Here is a 15758-nt window from a genome sequence, read left to right on the forward strand (position 1 = left end):
CTTATATTTATGTCTGAACAATTTGAGCACGTTTCCGTTTTACTTCATGAATCTGTAGACGGACTAGCAATTAAACCTGACGGTATTTATATCGATGGTACCTTCGGCCGTGGGGGACATAGCCGCCTTATTCTTTCTCTGTTAGGTGAGAATGGTCGTCTATACAGTATTGATCGCGATCCTCAGGCCATTGCCGAAGCTCAGAAGATCAATGATCCGCGCTTTGAAATCATCCATGGTCCTTTCTCTGGTATGGAGAAATACATGGAAGAGCGTGACTTGATTGGTCGTGTTGATGGTGTGTTACTCGATCTTGGGGTGTCGTCACCACAGTTAGATGACGCTGAGCGTGGTTTTAGCTTTATGCGTGACGGCCCACTAGACATGCGAATGGATCCAACATCAGGTCAGTCGGCCGCTGAATGGTTGGCGGAAGCGGAAGCGGATGATATTGCTTGGGTGCTAAAAGAGTTTGGTGAAGAACGTTTTGCTAAACGTATTGCTCGTGGCATTGTTGAGCATCGTGAAGATCCTGAAAAAGAGCCGTTAACACGTACACGTCAGTTAGCGAGCCTAATCGCTGAAGTTTCACCATTTAAAGACAAGCATAAACACCCTGCAACACGCAGTTTCCAAGCTATTCGTATTTACATCAATAGTGAGTTGGATGAGATCCAAACAGCCCTAAATGGTGCCGTGAATATTTTAGCTCCTGAAGGTCGCTTATCGGTGATCAGCTTCCACTCTCTAGAAGATCGTATGGTGAAACGCTTTATCCGTAAGGAAAGCAAAGGTCCTGAAGTACCAGCCGGTTTACCGTTAACGGAAGAGCAAATTAAAGCACTAGGCAGTGCTGCGCTTAAAACCGTAGGTAAAGCGATTAAACCATCGCAAACAGAGTTAGGTCATAATACACGAGCACGTAGCTCGGTACTGCGTTTGGCTGAACGTCTATGAAACAACCTACAGAATCATCATTGAATCTGGCACGCCTGATTGGACGAGATCTCGTTACAGTCGGGCTTGTTCCACTCATTCTAACCTTTGCTATTCTCGCATCGGCACTTTCAGTGGTGTATATCACTCACGACACACGCCAACAAATTGTTAAACAAGAGCAATTATTAACTGAGCGTGAAGGCTATGATGTGGAATGGCGAAATCAAATCCTCGAAGAAAATTCACTTGCAGAGCACAGTCGAATCGAACGATTAGCAGAAACTGAACTCAAAATGCAACGTCCATCTGCCGATAGTGAAGTCGTAATTCAATAATATGAAGTTATTTAATCGTTCGAAGTCTAAGAACAGTGCAACTAAAAAAGCAAAGCCCTTGATTAAATGGCGCTTCACGGTTGTGTGTATTTTTGTTTTGTTAGGCTTCTTTGGCCTTATTGCTCGCGCCGCGTATATCCAAGTCCTTGAACCGGGCCGCCTTATTCAAGAAGGTGACGCACGTTCACTACGTACTAAATTAATGCCTTCAGCTCGCGGTATTATTTCCGATAGAAATGGTGAGCAGTTAGCCGTGAGTGTGCCTGTTCAGGCCGTATTCGCTAACCCTTCTGAAATTTTTAAGCATGGCGGTTTGAGTGATGTTGAACGATGGCATGCACTGGCTGATGTATTAGGCCTTGACCGTAGTTGGTTGCTACATGAATTAGATTCTAAGAAAAAACGTAAATTTATTTATCTTGCCCGCCAAGTTAGCCCTGCGATGGCGAACTATGTTCATAAACTAAAGCTGCCAGGTATCGGCCTTAAAGATGAATCTCGTCGTTTTTATCCATCGGGTGAAGTAAGTGCCCATCTACTAGGTTTCACAGGTATTGATGGTCACGGCCTTGATGGTGTTGAAAAAACCTATGACGGTTGGTTAACCGGTGAGCCGGGGCGCCGAACAGTGCGTAAAGATCGCTACGGTCGTGTGGTTGAAAATATCTCACAACAAAAACGCCAGCCGGGCAAACCGTTGCAATTAAGTATTGATCAACGCATTCAGGCTGTTGCTTATCGTGCAGCTAAAGAGGGTGTGTTAGATATTCCAGCAACGTCCGTTAGTATTGCTATTTCTGATGTGCGAACGGGTGAAATTCTCGCGATGGTCAATGCGCCATCTTTCAACCCGAATAACCGTGATGATCGCCAGCCGTACAAAATGCGTAACCGTGTGATCACTGATACCTTTGAGCCAGGCTCAACGGTGAAGCCATTTGTGGTTTACACTGCGATGAAGCATAGCATCGCGAATGAACATACGCTGATTTCGATCCCAGGTAAGCATTTCCGAGTAGGCAGCAAGGTGATCACTGACGTATCACGTATTGAGCCGATGGCAACTGTACAACGTATCTTGCAAAAATCGAGTAACATTGGTGTGACTAAGTTATCACTGGCGATGCCGGTGGATTACTTGATTGATACTTATCGTAAAGTGGGCTTTGATGAGCCATCGGGCATTAACTTAATTGGTGAAACAACAGGCCACTTTCCAAACCGTTCTCGTTGGTCTGATATTGAACGTGCAACCTTTGCTTATGGTTATGGTTTATCGTTAACACCACTTCAGCTACTTCACGCTTACACAACGCTAGGTGCTTACGGTATCAAGCGTCCGTTATCTATTTTAAAAACGGAAAAAGTGGTACCGGGTGAGCAAGTACTTGATCCTAAGATCGTTAAGAAAATCTTGTTAATGATTGAATCTGTAACCGACAAAGCCGGTGGCGGCGGTGGTTGGCGTGCAGCTGTTCCTGGCTACCGTGTTGGTGTGAAAACGGGTACGGCTAAAAAGGCAATTGCTGGTGGTTATGGTGATGATTACTTCTCATACACCGTGGGTGTTGCACCGATCAGTAACCCGCGCTTAGCAATTGTGGTGATGGTGAATGAGCCAAAAGGTAAGGTTTACTATGGTGGTGCGGTTGCTGCGCCAATTCTGTCAAAAGTATTAGGTAGTGCATTACAAATTCTGAACGTGCCGCCTGATGCAAATACCTTACATAAAGTCGATAAGGGAGCGTAAATAATGGCATCGTCACGCATTATGATGAAATTAGAGATGCTGTTATCACCTTGGTTAGCAAAAGATAAGTTGCCTCTTGAACTTACTGATTGCCAGATTAGCGCGATAACATTGGATAGCCGACAAGTTGCCGCAGGTAGCTTGTTTGCTGCTGTAAAAGGACATACGGTTGATGGTCGTCGTTTTATTGAAACGGCGATTAAGGCTGGTGCTGCTGCCGTGATTGCAGAAGCTGATGGTGTTGCACAAGATGGTGATATTGTGCTGCAAGACGGTACATGTATTGTCTACTTGCAGGATTTAAATCAAAAGTTATCTTCGATTGCTGGGCGCTTTTATGGTGAACCAGATCAGCAACTTGCACTGTATGCGGTAACGGGAACTAACGGTAAAACCACGATCAGCCAATTATTAGCGCAATGGGCAAATCTTATTGGCTATAAAGCTGGTGTGATGGGGACCACAGGTAATGGTTTACTTACTGATCTAAAGCCTGCGGCAAATACCACGGGTAGTGCGATTGAGATCCAGCAAACGTTAGCGGATTTAGTGGCGCAAGGCGCTGATTTTGCAGCGATGGAAGTCTCTTCTCATGGCCTTGTTCAAGGTCGAGTACGTGATCTGCATTTCAAAGCGAGTATTTTTACTAATTTAAGTCGTGATCATCTTGATTATCATGGCAACATGCAAAATTATGCTGATGCAAAGAAGTCTTTGTTTACTGAGCATGATGCGGGTGTGCCGATCATTAATGCAGATGATGCTGTCGGTGCTAAGTGGCTCCATGACTTAACGCATGCTGTTGCCGTTGCTATTGAACCTGAGGCGGTTGCTGAGCATACGGGCTTAAAGCTTTGGGCAACAGAGGTGCAGTTCAGTACCCAAGGTGTCACCATTGCTTTTGATTCTAGTTGGGGGCAAGGCAAATTTACCGCACCATTAGTTGGTTCATTTAATGTCACTAACTTATTGCTGGCATTGGCGACGTTATTAGCGACAGGTCATCCTATGGCTGACTTACTTGAAAAAGCACCGCAACTACAGGCGGTGATTGGTCGAATGGAAGTTTTTCAAGCCAATGACAAAGCGATGATGGTGGTCGATTATGCTCACACACCAGATGCATTAGAAAAAGCATTGCAAGCTCTGCGTGTACATTGTGATGGAAAGCTATGGTGTATCTTTGGTTGTGGTGGCGATCGCGATAGCGGTAAACGCCCAATGATGGCAGAGGTTGCTGAGCGCCTTGCCGATCAAATTATTCTGACTGATGATAACCCTCGCAGTGAAGATCCTAAGACAATTATTGCAGATATGTTGGCTGGTCTAAACGCGCCTCAATCTGCATCAGTAATCCACGATCGTGCAACGGCTTGTCGCCATGCATTTACTCATGCTTCTCACCAAGACATTATTTTAGTGGCAGGTAAAGGGCATGAGGATTATCAAATTCTAGCGGATCGTACGATCCATTATTCTGACCGTGAAACGGTTGCTGCATTATTAAAGGAATTGGCATGATTGAGGTTCAATTAAGTCAGCTTGCATCGGTATTAAATGCCGAGCTTATTGGTGCGGACACATCAATTTCTGCGGTATCAACCGATACGCGAAATATCTCTGCCGAAACGCTGTTTATTGCCTTAAAAGGCGAGCGTTTTGATGCTCATGATTTTTGCCAAACGGCGAAAGATAACGGTGCTAAAGCTCTATTGGTAAGTAAACGCTTACCTGTCGAGTTACCTCAGTTAGTTGTGACAGATACCCGTATTGCTTTAGGGCAAATGGGCGCATGGCTAAAAGCGGAAATGACTCAAAAACACGGTTTAAAGACATTAGCGCTAACAGGTAGCTGCGGTAAAACCACAGTAAAAGAAATGTCTGCAGCTATTCTCGCAACCAAAGGCAATGTATTAGCGACAGCGGGCAACTTTAATAACGACATTGGTGCACCATTAACGCTACTGCGTTTAACGCCTGAGTACCAATACGCTGTGATCGAGCTCGGTGCAAATCACCAACAAGAGATTTCTTATACCACTCATTTAGTTAAGCCTGATGTCGCGCTTATTAATAATTTGGCGGCAGCGCATCTGGAAGGTTTTGGTTCACTTAAAGGTGTGGCAAAAGCGAAAGGTGAAATCTTCGAAGGGTTAAGTGATGGTGGGATTGCTATTGTTAACCTTGATTCGAATGACTTACCGCTATGGCAGCCATTGCTTGCACAGCATCAAGTGCTTACTTTCTCTGTAACCGCACCTGACGCCGACTACCATGCCGAGCAGATAAACATTAACACTCAAGGGTTAGCCTGTTTTACAATGTGCACCCCGATTGGCAAGGTTGAAGTGAATCTAACCCTGGCGGGTATGCACAATGTGGCGAATGCACTGGCAGCAGCAGCATTAACTATTTCGTTAGGTGCAACACTTGCAGAAGTGAAAGCTGGGCTAGAGACCATGGCGAACGTGAAAGGTCGTTTAGATATTACCGAGCCTCGTGCGGGTTTACGTCTGATTGATGATACGTACAACGCCAGTGTTGCTGCAGTAAAAGCCGCAATTGATGTATTAGCCAATTTCCAAGGTCAGCGTTATTTCATCTTAGGGGATATGGCTGAACTGGGTGAAGAAAGCGATAATCTTCACCGTGAAGTGGGTGAATATGCGCAAGCAAAACAGCTTGATTGTGTGATGACGTTTGGTCGTTCAAGTGCAGTGGTTAGCGAACTAAACCAAGGGCAACACTTTACCGATAAAACGGCACTGATCGCATTACTTAAACAACAATTACAACAACATTTTAGTCAACCAGACTTTGAGCAAGTGACGGTGCTTGTAAAAGGTGCTCGAAGCTCGAAAATGGAAGACGTTATTGCAGCATTGCAGGATGATAAATAATGATTTACTGGTTAGCTGAACAGTTTCAGTCAACAATCCCATTTTTCCGCTTATTTGAGTACCTCACGTTCCGAGCGATCATGAGTATTCTAACAGCGTTACTTTTCTCGTTATGGATGGGGCCTCGTTTAATTGCCCGCTTGCAGATGCTGCAAATTGGTCAGGTTGTGCGTAACGAAGGCCCTGAGTCTCACTTTAGCAAGCGTGGTACGCCAACCATGGGCGGTATTATGATCCTTGCTGCGATCACTTTCACTGTATTGCTATGGTGTGACTTAGCTAACCCTTATGTTTGGGCTGTGCTGGTTGTGATGCTTGGCTATGGTGCTGTGGGTTTTGTTGATGATTACCGTAAAGTGGTACGTAAAAATACCGATGGTTTGATCGCCCGTTGGAAGTACTTCTGGCAGTCAGCTATCGCATTAGTCGTTGCTTTTGCGCTATATGCTTACGGTAAAGATACAGCCGCTACTCAATTGGTTGTGCCTTTCTTTAAAGATGTCATGCCTCAGCTTGGTCTGTTCTACATCATCATGACTTACTTTGTGATTGTTGGTACCAGTAACGCAGTAAACCTAACCGATGGCCTTGATGGTTTAGCAATCATGCCAACCGTGATGGTATCAGCGGGTCTTGCATTTATTGCATGGGCGACAGGTAACTTTAATTACGCAGAATACCTTCATATTCCTTATATCAAAGATGCTGGCGAGTTAGTGATTGTTTGTACGGCTATCGTTGGTGCAGGTCTTGGCTTCTTATGGTTTAACACTTACCCAGCACAAGTCTTTATGGGCGATGTTGGCTCACTAGCATTAGGTGGTGCACTGGGTACGATTGCAGTATTAGTTCGTCAAGAGCTACTGCTGGTGATCATGGGCGGTGTATTTGTAATGGAAACTGTATCGGTGATCCTACAGGTCGGCTCATACAAACTACGTGGTCAACGTATTTTCCGTATGGCACCGATCCATCACCACTACGAATTAAAAGGCTGGCCAGAGCCACGAGTTATCGTGCGTTTTTGGATTATTACACTGATGTTGGTATTGATTGCGTTAGCAACACTTAAGGTACGTTAAAAATGAAAGGCTTGGCTGGTGTGAATACGGTCGTTGTGATCGGTCTAGGGATGACAGGGCTCTCTGTTGTTAATCATTTAATGCGTTTACCGCAATCATTGACCATCAAAGTGATTGATACCCGTGACAATCCACCTGGCCAAGATCAACTGCCTGAGTCGGTAGCGTTATGTAGTGGGCAATGGAATACCGAATGGCTATTGTCCGCTGACATGATCATTGCAAGCCCTGGTATTGCATTAGCAACGCCAGAGCTTGTACTCGCTGCTGAAGCGGGCGTAGAAATCATTGGTGATATTGAGCTATTTGCTCGTGAAGTGGATAAACCTGTCGTTGCGATCACAGGCTCTAATGGTAAAAGTACCGTAACGAGCCTTGTGGGCGAAATGGCAAAAGAAGCGGGTATTGATGTCGGTGTTGGCGGCAATATCGGCTTTGCTGCACTGGATATGCTAGTGCAGCAACATCAGTTATATGTGCTAGAGCTCTCTAGCTTTCAACTAGAAACCACATCCTCTCTTGAATTAACCGCAGCGGTTTATCTTAACCTTTCTGAAGATCACATGGATCGCTATCCTGGCGGATTAGCACAATACAGCCAAGCAAAAATGCGTATTTTTGATCACGCACAACTAGCTGTGTTCAATCGTGATGATTTAGCCACAAAACCTGCTCACTTTAATGGTGAGATGACAAGTTTTGGCTTTGATGACAAGGCTTATGGCATCGTTTTAGTCGATGGCAAAGAGTGGTTAGCTGTAAACGGTGAGGCGGTGATGGCGGTCGCTGATATTGCTTTAGTAGGTCGTCACAATGTAGCGAACTGTTTAGCGGCATTAGCGCTTGCTGATGCAGCTGGTATTTCGCGTGACGCATCATGCCGTGCAATGCAGCATTACACAGGTCTTGCTCACCGTTGCCAATTAGCGGTTAATCGTCATGGTGTACGCTGGGTCAATGACTCAAAAGCCACTAACCTTGCAAGTACTTTAGCAGCATTAAATGGTTTACAGCTTGATGGTAAATTGCACCTATTAATGGGTGGTGATAGCAAAGGTGCGGAGTTTAGTGAACTAAAACCGGTTCTTGCTGACTTAAACGTACAGCTTTATAGCTTTGGTCGAGATCGACACTTATTTGATGATGTAACTAATAACGTTATCAGTGTTGAAACGATGAGCGAAGCAATGGAGCAAGTGAGCCATCGCGTCCAATCTGGCGATATGGTGTTGTTATCTCCTGCCTGTGCTAGTTGGGATCAATTTGCCAACTTTATGGCACGTGGCGATGCGTTTGTTGAGCAAGCGATTAAGTTACAAGATTCGGTTTCAGGAAATAGTTAATGTTTAAAATGATCCGTAATGGATTCGCTGCAGTGGGGGGCTGGTTTGTTAAACCAAGTAAGCCCTGTTTGTATGATCGCCAATTAGTCTGGATTGCGATTGCATTGATGATCACCGGCCTTGTAATGGTGACATCGGCTTCTGTACCTGTAGCGACACGCCTTACTGGCATTCCTTTTTATTTTGCTTATCGTCATGCATTCTTTTTGCTGGGTGCTTTAGTGATCGGTGCTATTGTATTGCAGGTACCGCTAGCAAGATGGAGGCAATTAAGTGTGCCGATGTTATTTATATCGATAGTCTTACTGGCTGTCGTGCTAATCATCGGTCGTTCGGTTAACGGTGCGGCACGTTGGATCCCGCTAGGTATTTTCAACTTACAGCCAGCTGAAGTGGCAAAGCTTTCACTGTTTATTTTCCTCGCAGGTTATCTTGTTCGTCAGTACAACCAAGTCCGTGGTACTTTTATTGGCTTTTTAAAGCCGCTTGGCGTACTTGGTATTCTGTGTATGCTATTGTTGATGCAGCCTGACTTAGGCTCATCCGTAGTAATGTTTGTTGGTACTGTCGGCATGCTCTTTATTGCCGGTGCCAAATTATGGCAATTCTTAATGATGCTAGGTACTGCCCTTGTTGGTATTGCCTTTTTGATCATTTTAGAACCTTACCGTATGCGCCGTGTTACATCTTTCCTCGACCCATGGCAAGATCCTTACGGCAGTGGTTATCAGCTAACCCAATCCTTAATGGCGTTTGGTCGTGGAGAATGGTTTGGACAAGGGCTAGGTAACTCGATTCAGAAACTGGCTTACCTTCCTGAAGCACATACTGACTTCGTATTTGCTGTACTAGCAGAAGAGCTAGGACTTGCTGGTGTGATTGTGGTGCTTTGCTTACTGTTTGCACTGGTTTACAAAGCCTTAATGATCGGACGTAAATGTCTTGAAACAGGTCAATTATTTGGTGGTTTCCTTGCGTTTGGTTTCGGTTTTTGGTTCGCATTCCAAACCCTTGTAAACGTAGGTGCTGCAGCCGGTATTGTTCCAACAAAAGGTCTAACATTGCCGTTGATCAGTTACGGTGGTTCCAGTCTGTTTATTATGGCAGCAGCTGTTGCTATTTTGATCCGTATCGATTTTGAGCAGCGTATTGCTGCCAAATTTGAATCTGACGAGCCAGCTGAAGTGGATGACGAAGCACTGGATAATATGGATGGTGCAGTCGAGCAAATTGCGATTGACCCAGAGGCTTTACTTGATGAGCCTACTCAATTAGAGAACGATAAAAAAGACGCTCATGACAAAGAATAAACGTTTATTAGTAATGGCAGGTGGCACTGGTGGTCACGTTTTTCCAGGACTTGCCGTTGCACAGAAATTACAGCAAGAAGGCTGGGAGATCCGCTGGCTAGGTACCGCAGATCGTATGGAAGCCGATTTAGTACCAAAACATGGTATTGAAATTGATTTCATTAAAGTGAAAGGCTTACGTGGTCAAGGTGTACTGCGCTTACTGACCGCGCCTTTTAAAATTGTTGGCGCTATTTTACAAGCTCGTAAATACATCAAAGCATGGCAACCTGATGTCGTGCTTGGTATGGGCGGTTATGTGAGTGGCCCTGGCGGCGTCGCTGCATGGTTATCAGGTGTACCCGTTGTACTGCATGAGCAAAATGCAGTAGCAGGTTTAACTAACCAGTGGCTATCTAAAATTGCAGCTAAAGTACTGCAAGCCTTTCCAGGTGCATTCCCAAACAAAGAAGTAGTGGGAAACCCTGTTCGTCATGATGTTACTGTCTTGCCTGCGCCTTCAGAGCGTTTTGCTGAACGCACTGGTCCTATTCGCATTCTAGTGATGGGGGGCAGCCAAGGTGCACGTATTTTGAACCAAACTATGCCAGAAGTGGCAAAAGTGTTAGGTGATAGCGTGACGATTTGGCATCAAGCGGGTAAAGGTAGTCAACAATCTACTGAGCAAGCTTATACCGAGCAAACTTCTACTCCACACAAAGTCACCGAGTTCATCGATGATGTTGCTGCAGCTTACAGCTGGGCAGATCTTGTGGTTTGTCGTTCAGGCGCATTAACGGTTTCAGAACTATCTGCAGCGGGTGTGGGTGCTATTTTTGTTCCATTTATGCATAAAGATCGCCAGCAAGCGTTAAATGCTGATCATTTGGTACAGTGTGGTGCAGCCAAAATGATTGAGCAAATGGATCTGACCGTGTCAGGTTTAGCTCAAGAAATACAACAATTAGATCGTCATGCGTTAGAGCAAATGGCATGTGCAGCACGTGATGCTGCCATTCTTGATGCTGATGAACGTGTGGCGACTGTGATTAAATCACTGGCAAAAAATTAAGACGGGAACAAAGTGATGAGTAAACTGGATAACCAGCAATTAGCAAAAATTCGTACAATGGTGCCTGAGATGCGCCGTGTAGAGCGAATTCACTTTGTTGGCATTGGTGGTGCAGGCATGAGCGGTATCGCTGAAGTGCTTGTAAACGAAGGCTACCGTATTAGTGGTTCTGATATTGCGCCTAATGCCGTGACTAACCGTCTAACAGCAAAAGGTGCAGAGATCTTCTTTGGTCACTCAGCTGAAAACGTACAAGGCGCAAGCGTCGTGGTAGCATCAACGGCTATTAGCAAAGAAAACCCAGAGCTAATGGCGGCAACAGAGCTACGTATTCCCGTTGTTCGCCGTGCTGAAATGTTGGCAGAGCTAATGCGTTACCGTCATGGTATTGCTATTGCGGGAACACATGGTAAAACCACAACGACGGCACTTACGACACAAATTTATTCTGAAGCAGGTCTCGATCCAACGTTTGTTAACGGTGGTTTAGTGAAAAGTGCAGGTACCAATGCTCGTTTAGGTTGTAGCCGTTATTTGATTGCAGAAGCGGACGAAAGTGATGCGTCGTTCTTGCACCTACAACCTATGGTGTGTGTGGTTACTAACATTGAAGCCGATCATATGGACACTTATGGCGGTGACTTTGAAGTATTAAAGCAAACCTTCATTGATTTCCTACATAATTTACCGTTTTATGGTTTAGCCGTAATGTGTATTGATGATCCTGTGGTACGTGAATTATTACCACGAGTGGGTCGTCCAATGCTGACGTATGGTTTTGCAGAAGATGCAGATGTACGTTTAGTTAACTACACCCAAACAGGTCAACAAGGTCACTTTACAGTACTACGTAAAGGCAAACCTGCGCTGGATATTACGTTAAATATTCCAGGCAAACATAATGCATTGAATGCGACAGCGGCAATTGCTGTTGCAACTGAAGAAGGCGTTGATGATGATGCTATCTTACGTGCGTTGGTTGAGTTTGAAGGTACTGGCCGTCGTTTTGATCATCTAGGTGAGTTTGAGACGGGCAATGGTAAAGTGATGCTGGTGGATGATTATGGTCACCACCCAAGCGAAGTAGATGTAACGATCAAAGCTGCACGCGCTGGTTGGGAAGATAAACGCCTAGTGATGATCTTCCAGCCGCACCGTTATAGCCGTACTCGTGATTTATACGATGACTTTGCAAATGTACTGGATCAAGTCGATGTGCTAGTGATGCTAGATGTTTATGCAGCAGGCGAAGCACCAATCGCTGGTGCGGATGGTCGAGCTTTATGTCGAACCATTCGTTCTCGCGGTAAGATTGATCCTATTTTCGTACCTGAAAAAGAAGAATTACCCGCAGTCTTGGCGAATATTATTCAAAATGATGATTTAGTTTTGACACAAGGTGCAGGTGATGTCGGCAAAATAGCGCGTCAGCTTGCAGATATGAAGCTAAATATCGAGATCATGCAAAAAGACGTATAAGTTTGTTATAAACGTCAAGCATTCAGCTGTAAGTAAATGGTAATGACTGGCTATAGATTGTCTACACAATAGCCAGTTATGCTACTTTTTTCGATATTTGGGTAGGTATACACAAAATTATTCTCAGGTTATGCGTCGAAAACGCCTAATGAGTGTTGGAGTGGGTCGAGTTGCTCGGTATAATCGTTCAACTTTGCTTATTATACCTGTGATAGCTGACAGCTTATTTGTACCGAAAGGTTGGGTGAAGCTGAAATGGTAAGGCGAATAGTAAACAATGACTGAAGAAGTCGTAGACCAAGAGCATGTACTCCCATCTCCGAAAAAGCGTTCGCGCTGGGGAGGATTGGCGTTTTTCATCTTTGTCATTGGTTTCACGGTTTGGTTATTCAGTGCAACAAAGGACTGGATGACAGATACAAACCGACTGCCTTTGTCACAATTAGTGATTCAGGGGCAATTGCATTATCTAACCAAAGACAATGTACGCCAGGCAATATTAACTATCGATCATCTTGGTACCTTTATGACCCAAGATGTGGATACAATTCAGGCGCATATAGAAGCATTACCTTGGGTAGCCCATGCTTCTGTACGTAAACAATGGCCTGATACAATAAAAGTTTTCATTGTAGAAAACCAACCAGTAGCGCAATGGGATCATAAATATTTGGTCAACACAGATGGTCAAGTATTTAAAGCGCCTGCTGAGCAAGTTGCCGATTTAAACCTTGCTAATCTATCTGGCCCTGAGGCAAGTAGTCCTGAGGTATTAGCAGCCTTGCGAGAAATGCGTCCCGTATTGAAAAACGCTGGCTTAAGTATCGCGTCGTTATCATTAAATGAACGTCGGGCTTGGCGGATACTGCTATCGAATGGCATCACGCTTAAGTTAGGTCAAGAGGCGCGAATGGAGCGTCTTAAGCGTTTTATTGAAATTTATCCAGAACTAGTAAAACTGGGTAAACCGATAGATTATGTGGATTTGCGTTACGATACTGGCGCAGCTGTGGGTTGGAAAACAATACCGGAACATGATGCTAATGCATCAGCTACCAAATAAGAGCGTGTGTTAATGACTAAGGCTGCAGATCAAAAACTTATCGTTGGTCTTGATATCGGCACATCCGAAGTTACGGCTTTGGTTGGGGAAGTGCTGCCTGATAACACTGTAAATGTTATTGGTATGGGAAGCAGTCCGTCACGCGGAATGGACAAAGGTGGGGTGAATGACCTCGAATCAGTGGTTAAGTCAGTTCAACGCGCTGTTGATAAAGCTGAATTAATGGCTGAGTGCCAAATCAGTTCCGTGTACCTGTCGCTATCAGGTAAACATATTAGTTGCCAAACAGAAAAAGGCATGGTGCCTATTTCTGAAAAAGAAGTGTCTCAAGACGACGTCGACAATGTTATTCATACGGCGAAGTCAGTAAAATTAAGCGATGAACAACGAACTTTGCATGTAATTCCTCAGGAATTTGCTATTGATTATCAAGAGGGCATTAAAAACCCTGTTGGTTTGTCTGGGGTTCGTATGGAAGCCAGCGTTCATTTGATCACGTGTCACAATGACATGGCGAAAAACATCGTGAAAGCAGTAGAGCGTTGTGGTCTTACGGTTGATCATCTGATTTTCTCAGGATTAGCCTCAAGCTACGCTGTGCTGACACCAGATGAGCGAGAGCTAGGTGTATGCGTGGTCGATATCGGCGGCGGTACGATGGATCTGGCTATTTGGTCTGGTGGCGCATTACGTCATGCGGAAGTAATTCCGTATGCGGGTAATGTGGTTACCAGTGATATTGCTTATGCATTTGGTACACCACCGGGTGACGCTGAAGATATTAAAGTGAAATACGGTTGTGCGCTAAGTGAATTGGTGAGTAAAGATGCCAAAGTTGATGTCCCTAGTGTGGGTGGTCGACCATCACGCAGCTTGCAAAGCCAAACACTGGCAGAAGTGATAGAGCCTCGTTACAGCGAATTGCTGGGGCTGGTTAATCAAAAGCTGTTAACAGTACAAGAACAGTTGCGTGAAGCGGGTGTTAAACACCACTTAGCAGCGGGCATCGTCCTAACTGGGGGCGCTGCACAAATGGAAGGTTTAACTGAGTGCGCTGAGCGAGTTTTCCGTCACCAAGTGCGTATTGGTCAACCTTTAGAGCTAAGTGGATTGACTGACTATGTTCAGTCTCCAGCTTACGCAACCGCAGTAGGATTACTGCACTACGGAAAGGACAGTCAATCATTTGATGAAAATGAATTAGAGCCAAAACGTTCGGTTTCTGGTTTATTTTCTCGAATTAGTGGTTGGTTAAAAAAAGAATTTTAAACCTGATGCGAACAGGATAACGGAGAGAACACATGTTTGAACCGATGATGGAAATGTCTGATGAAGCTGTAATTAAGGTCATTGGCGTTGGCGGCGGCGGCGGTAATGCTGTCGATCACATGGTACGTGAATCTATCGAAGGCGTTCAGTTCATTAGTGTAAATACTGATGCACAAGCCCTACGTAAAACAAGCGTAAGTACAGTTATTCAAATCGGTGGTGATATCACTAAAGGTTTGGGTGCGGGTGCTAACCCACAAGTGGGTCGTGATTCTGCGCTAGAAGACCGTGAAGCAATCAAGAAAGAGCTTGAAGGCTCTGACATGATCTTCATTGCAGCGGGTATGGGCGGTGGTACTGGTACAGGTGCTGCTCCAATCATTGCAGAAGTGGCAAAAGAGCTAGGTATTCTTACTGTTGCGGTGGTGACTAAACCATTTAGCTTCGAAGGTAAGAAGCGTATGGCTTTTGCTGAGCAAGGTATCGATGAGCTTTCTAAGCACGTTGACTCATTAATTACGATTCCAAACGAGAAGCTACTTAAAGTACTTGGTCGTGGTATCACACTGCTTGACGCATTTGCAAAAGCAAACGACGTTCTTAAGAACGCTGTTCAAGGTATTGCAGAGCTAATTACGCGTCCTGGTATGATCAACGTCGACTTTGCTGACGTTCGTACAGTGATGTCTGAAATGGGTCATGCGATGATGGGTAGCGGTGTTGCATCTGGTGATGACCGTGCTGAAGAGGCGGCTGAAATGGCTATTTCAAGTCCACTTCTTGAAGATATCGATCTAGCTGGTGCTCGTGGTGTTCTTGTTAATATCACTGCTGGTATGGATATGCGTCTAGACGAATTTGAAACTGTGGGTAACACAGTGAAAGCATTCGCATCTGACAATGCAACTGTTGTTATCGGTACTTCTCTAGACCCAGAGATGACTGATGAACTACGTGTAACTGTAGTTGCAACAGGTATCGGCAAAGAAGTGAAGCCAGACATTACGCTAGTAACATCATCTAAGCCTGTTCAAGCTGCTGTAGCACAAGAAAAAACTGTTGCTGCAGAAGAGAAAACAGTAACTAACAATGATGGTCAAGCGACTGCGGCTAAGCCACAAGCTGATCATGATTACTTAGATATTCCTGCGTTTTTACGTAAACAAGCTGATTAATATCTATAGTTAATAGGGTAAAACTGCTTTAACGCGAAAAGTAAAAAGGAAGTGTCATATTT

13 protein-coding genes are annotated in these 15758 nt (G+C 44.8%); all 13 read left to right on the forward strand.

Features of this window, described 5'->3' with window-relative positions:
• Positions 1-9: 9 nt before the first annotated feature.
• The 13 genes from rsmH to ftsZ all read left to right on the forward strand — a co-directional run bounded on the left by rsmH (position 10) and on the right by ftsZ (position 15696).
• Positions 10-957, forward strand: coding sequence for a 16S rRNA (cytosine(1402)-N(4))-methyltransferase RsmH (rsmH, locus tag E5A76_RS08050; protein ID WP_161118594.1), 948 nt, complete (start codon positions 10-12; stop codon positions 955-957).
• Positions 954-1274: a cell division protein FtsL gene (gene ftsL / locus E5A76_RS08055; RefSeq protein WP_008987900.1), complete on the forward strand. Its 321-nt coding sequence runs from the start codon at positions 954-956 to the stop codon at positions 1272-1274. Before rsmH ends, ftsL begins: the two co-directional genes overlap by 4 nt.
• Before the next feature lies 1 nt (position 1275).
• Positions 1276-3024 (forward strand): penicillin-binding transpeptidase domain-containing protein, encoded by a 1749-nt coding sequence (locus E5A76_RS08060; protein WP_161118595.1) that lies wholly within the window; start codon positions 1276-1278, stop codon positions 3022-3024.
• Positions 3025-3027: 3 nt separating this feature from the next.
• Positions 3028-4545 (forward strand): UDP-N-acetylmuramoyl-L-alanyl-D-glutamate--2,6-diaminopimelate ligase, encoded by a 1518-nt coding sequence (murE, locus tag E5A76_RS08065; protein ID WP_161118596.1) that lies wholly within the window; start codon positions 3028-3030, stop codon positions 4543-4545.
• Entirely contained in the window at positions 4542-5924 is a 1383-nt protein-coding gene (murF, locus tag E5A76_RS08070; RefSeq protein ID WP_161118597.1) for a UDP-N-acetylmuramoyl-tripeptide--D-alanyl-D-alanine ligase, read from the forward strand. Before murE ends, murF begins: the two co-directional genes overlap by 4 nt.
• Positions 5924-7006: a phospho-N-acetylmuramoyl-pentapeptide-transferase gene (gene mraY, locus E5A76_RS08075; RefSeq protein WP_053988059.1), complete on the forward strand. Its 1083-nt coding sequence runs from the start codon at positions 5924-5926 to the stop codon at positions 7004-7006. The genes murF and mraY overlap by 1 nt, the downstream gene beginning before the upstream one ends.
• A gap of 2 nt (positions 7007-7008) precedes the next feature.
• Entirely contained in the window at positions 7009-8349 is a 1341-nt protein-coding gene (murD, locus tag E5A76_RS08080) for a UDP-N-acetylmuramoyl-L-alanine--D-glutamate ligase (RefSeq protein ID WP_161118598.1), read from the forward strand.
• Entirely contained in the window at positions 8349-9659 is a 1311-nt protein-coding gene (gene ftsW / locus E5A76_RS08085; RefSeq protein WP_053988061.1) for a cell division protein FtsW, read from the forward strand. Before murD ends, ftsW begins: the two co-directional genes overlap by 1 nt.
• Positions 9646-10710 (forward strand): undecaprenyldiphospho-muramoylpentapeptide beta-N-acetylglucosaminyltransferase, encoded by a 1065-nt coding sequence (murG, locus tag E5A76_RS08090; protein WP_053988062.1) that lies wholly within the window; start codon positions 9646-9648, stop codon positions 10708-10710. Before ftsW ends, murG begins: the two co-directional genes overlap by 14 nt.
• A gap of 15 nt (positions 10711-10725) precedes the next feature.
• Entirely contained in the window at positions 10726-12189 is a 1464-nt protein-coding gene (gene murC, locus E5A76_RS08095) for a UDP-N-acetylmuramate--L-alanine ligase (RefSeq protein ID WP_053988063.1), read from the forward strand.
• A gap of 277 nt (positions 12190-12466) precedes the next feature.
• The gene (locus E5A76_RS08100) at positions 12467-13252 is read left to right on the forward strand and encodes a cell division protein FtsQ/DivIB (RefSeq protein ID WP_053988064.1); all 786 of its coding nucleotides are present in this window, start codon (positions 12467-12469) and stop codon (positions 13250-13252) included.
• 12 nt (positions 13253-13264) lie between these two features.
• A complete protein-coding gene (ftsA, locus tag E5A76_RS08105) occupies positions 13265-14521 on the forward strand; it encodes a cell division protein FtsA (protein ID WP_053988065.1) in 1257 nt (418 codons plus the stop codon).
• A 32-nt stretch (positions 14522-14553) separates the two neighbouring features.
• The gene (ftsZ, locus tag E5A76_RS08110) at positions 14554-15696 is read left to right on the forward strand and encodes a cell division protein FtsZ (protein WP_008987911.1); all 1143 of its coding nucleotides are present in this window, start codon (positions 14554-14556) and stop codon (positions 15694-15696) included.
• Positions 15697-15758 lie beyond the last annotated feature (62 nt).

Origin of the sequence: Photobacterium lucens, assembly GCF_009873615.1 — a bacterium.
Lineage (GTDB): Bacteria > Pseudomonadota > Gammaproteobacteria > Enterobacterales > Vibrionaceae > Photobacterium > Photobacterium lucens.

Bases quoted from the DNA above. Each gene is read 5' to 3' on its own strand.
- rsmH (WP_161118594.1), top strand. From the start codon at position 10: ATGTCTGAACAATTTGAGCACGTTTCCGTTTTACTTCATGAATCTGTA.
- ftsL (WP_008987900.1), top strand. From the start codon at position 954: ATGAAACAACCTACAGAATCATCATTGAATCTGGCACGCCTGATTGGA.
- E5A76_RS08060 (WP_161118595.1), top strand. From the start codon at position 1,276: ATGAAGTTATTTAATCGTTCGAAGTCTAAGAACAGTGCAACTAAAAAA.
- murE (WP_161118596.1), top strand. From the start codon at position 3,028: ATGGCATCGTCACGCATTATGATGAAATTAGAGATGCTGTTATCACCT.
- murF (WP_161118597.1), top strand. From the start codon at position 4,542: ATGATTGAGGTTCAATTAAGTCAGCTTGCATCGGTATTAAATGCCGAG.
- mraY (WP_053988059.1), top strand. From the start codon at position 5,924: ATGATTTACTGGTTAGCTGAACAGTTTCAGTCAACAATCCCATTTTTC.
- murD (WP_161118598.1), top strand. From the start codon at position 7,009: ATGAAAGGCTTGGCTGGTGTGAATACGGTCGTTGTGATCGGTCTAGGG.
- ftsW (WP_053988061.1), top strand. From the start codon at position 8,349: ATGTTTAAAATGATCCGTAATGGATTCGCTGCAGTGGGGGGCTGGTTT.
- murG (WP_053988062.1), top strand. From the start codon at position 9,646: ATGACAAAGAATAAACGTTTATTAGTAATGGCAGGTGGCACTGGTGGT.
- murC (WP_053988063.1), top strand. From the start codon at position 10,726: ATGAGTAAACTGGATAACCAGCAATTAGCAAAAATTCGTACAATGGTG.
- E5A76_RS08100 (WP_053988064.1), top strand. From the start codon at position 12,467: ATGACTGAAGAAGTCGTAGACCAAGAGCATGTACTCCCATCTCCGAAA.
- ftsA (WP_053988065.1), top strand. From the start codon at position 13,265: ATGACTAAGGCTGCAGATCAAAAACTTATCGTTGGTCTTGATATCGGC.
- ftsZ (WP_008987911.1), top strand. From the start codon at position 14,554: ATGTTTGAACCGATGATGGAAATGTCTGATGAAGCTGTAATTAAGGTC.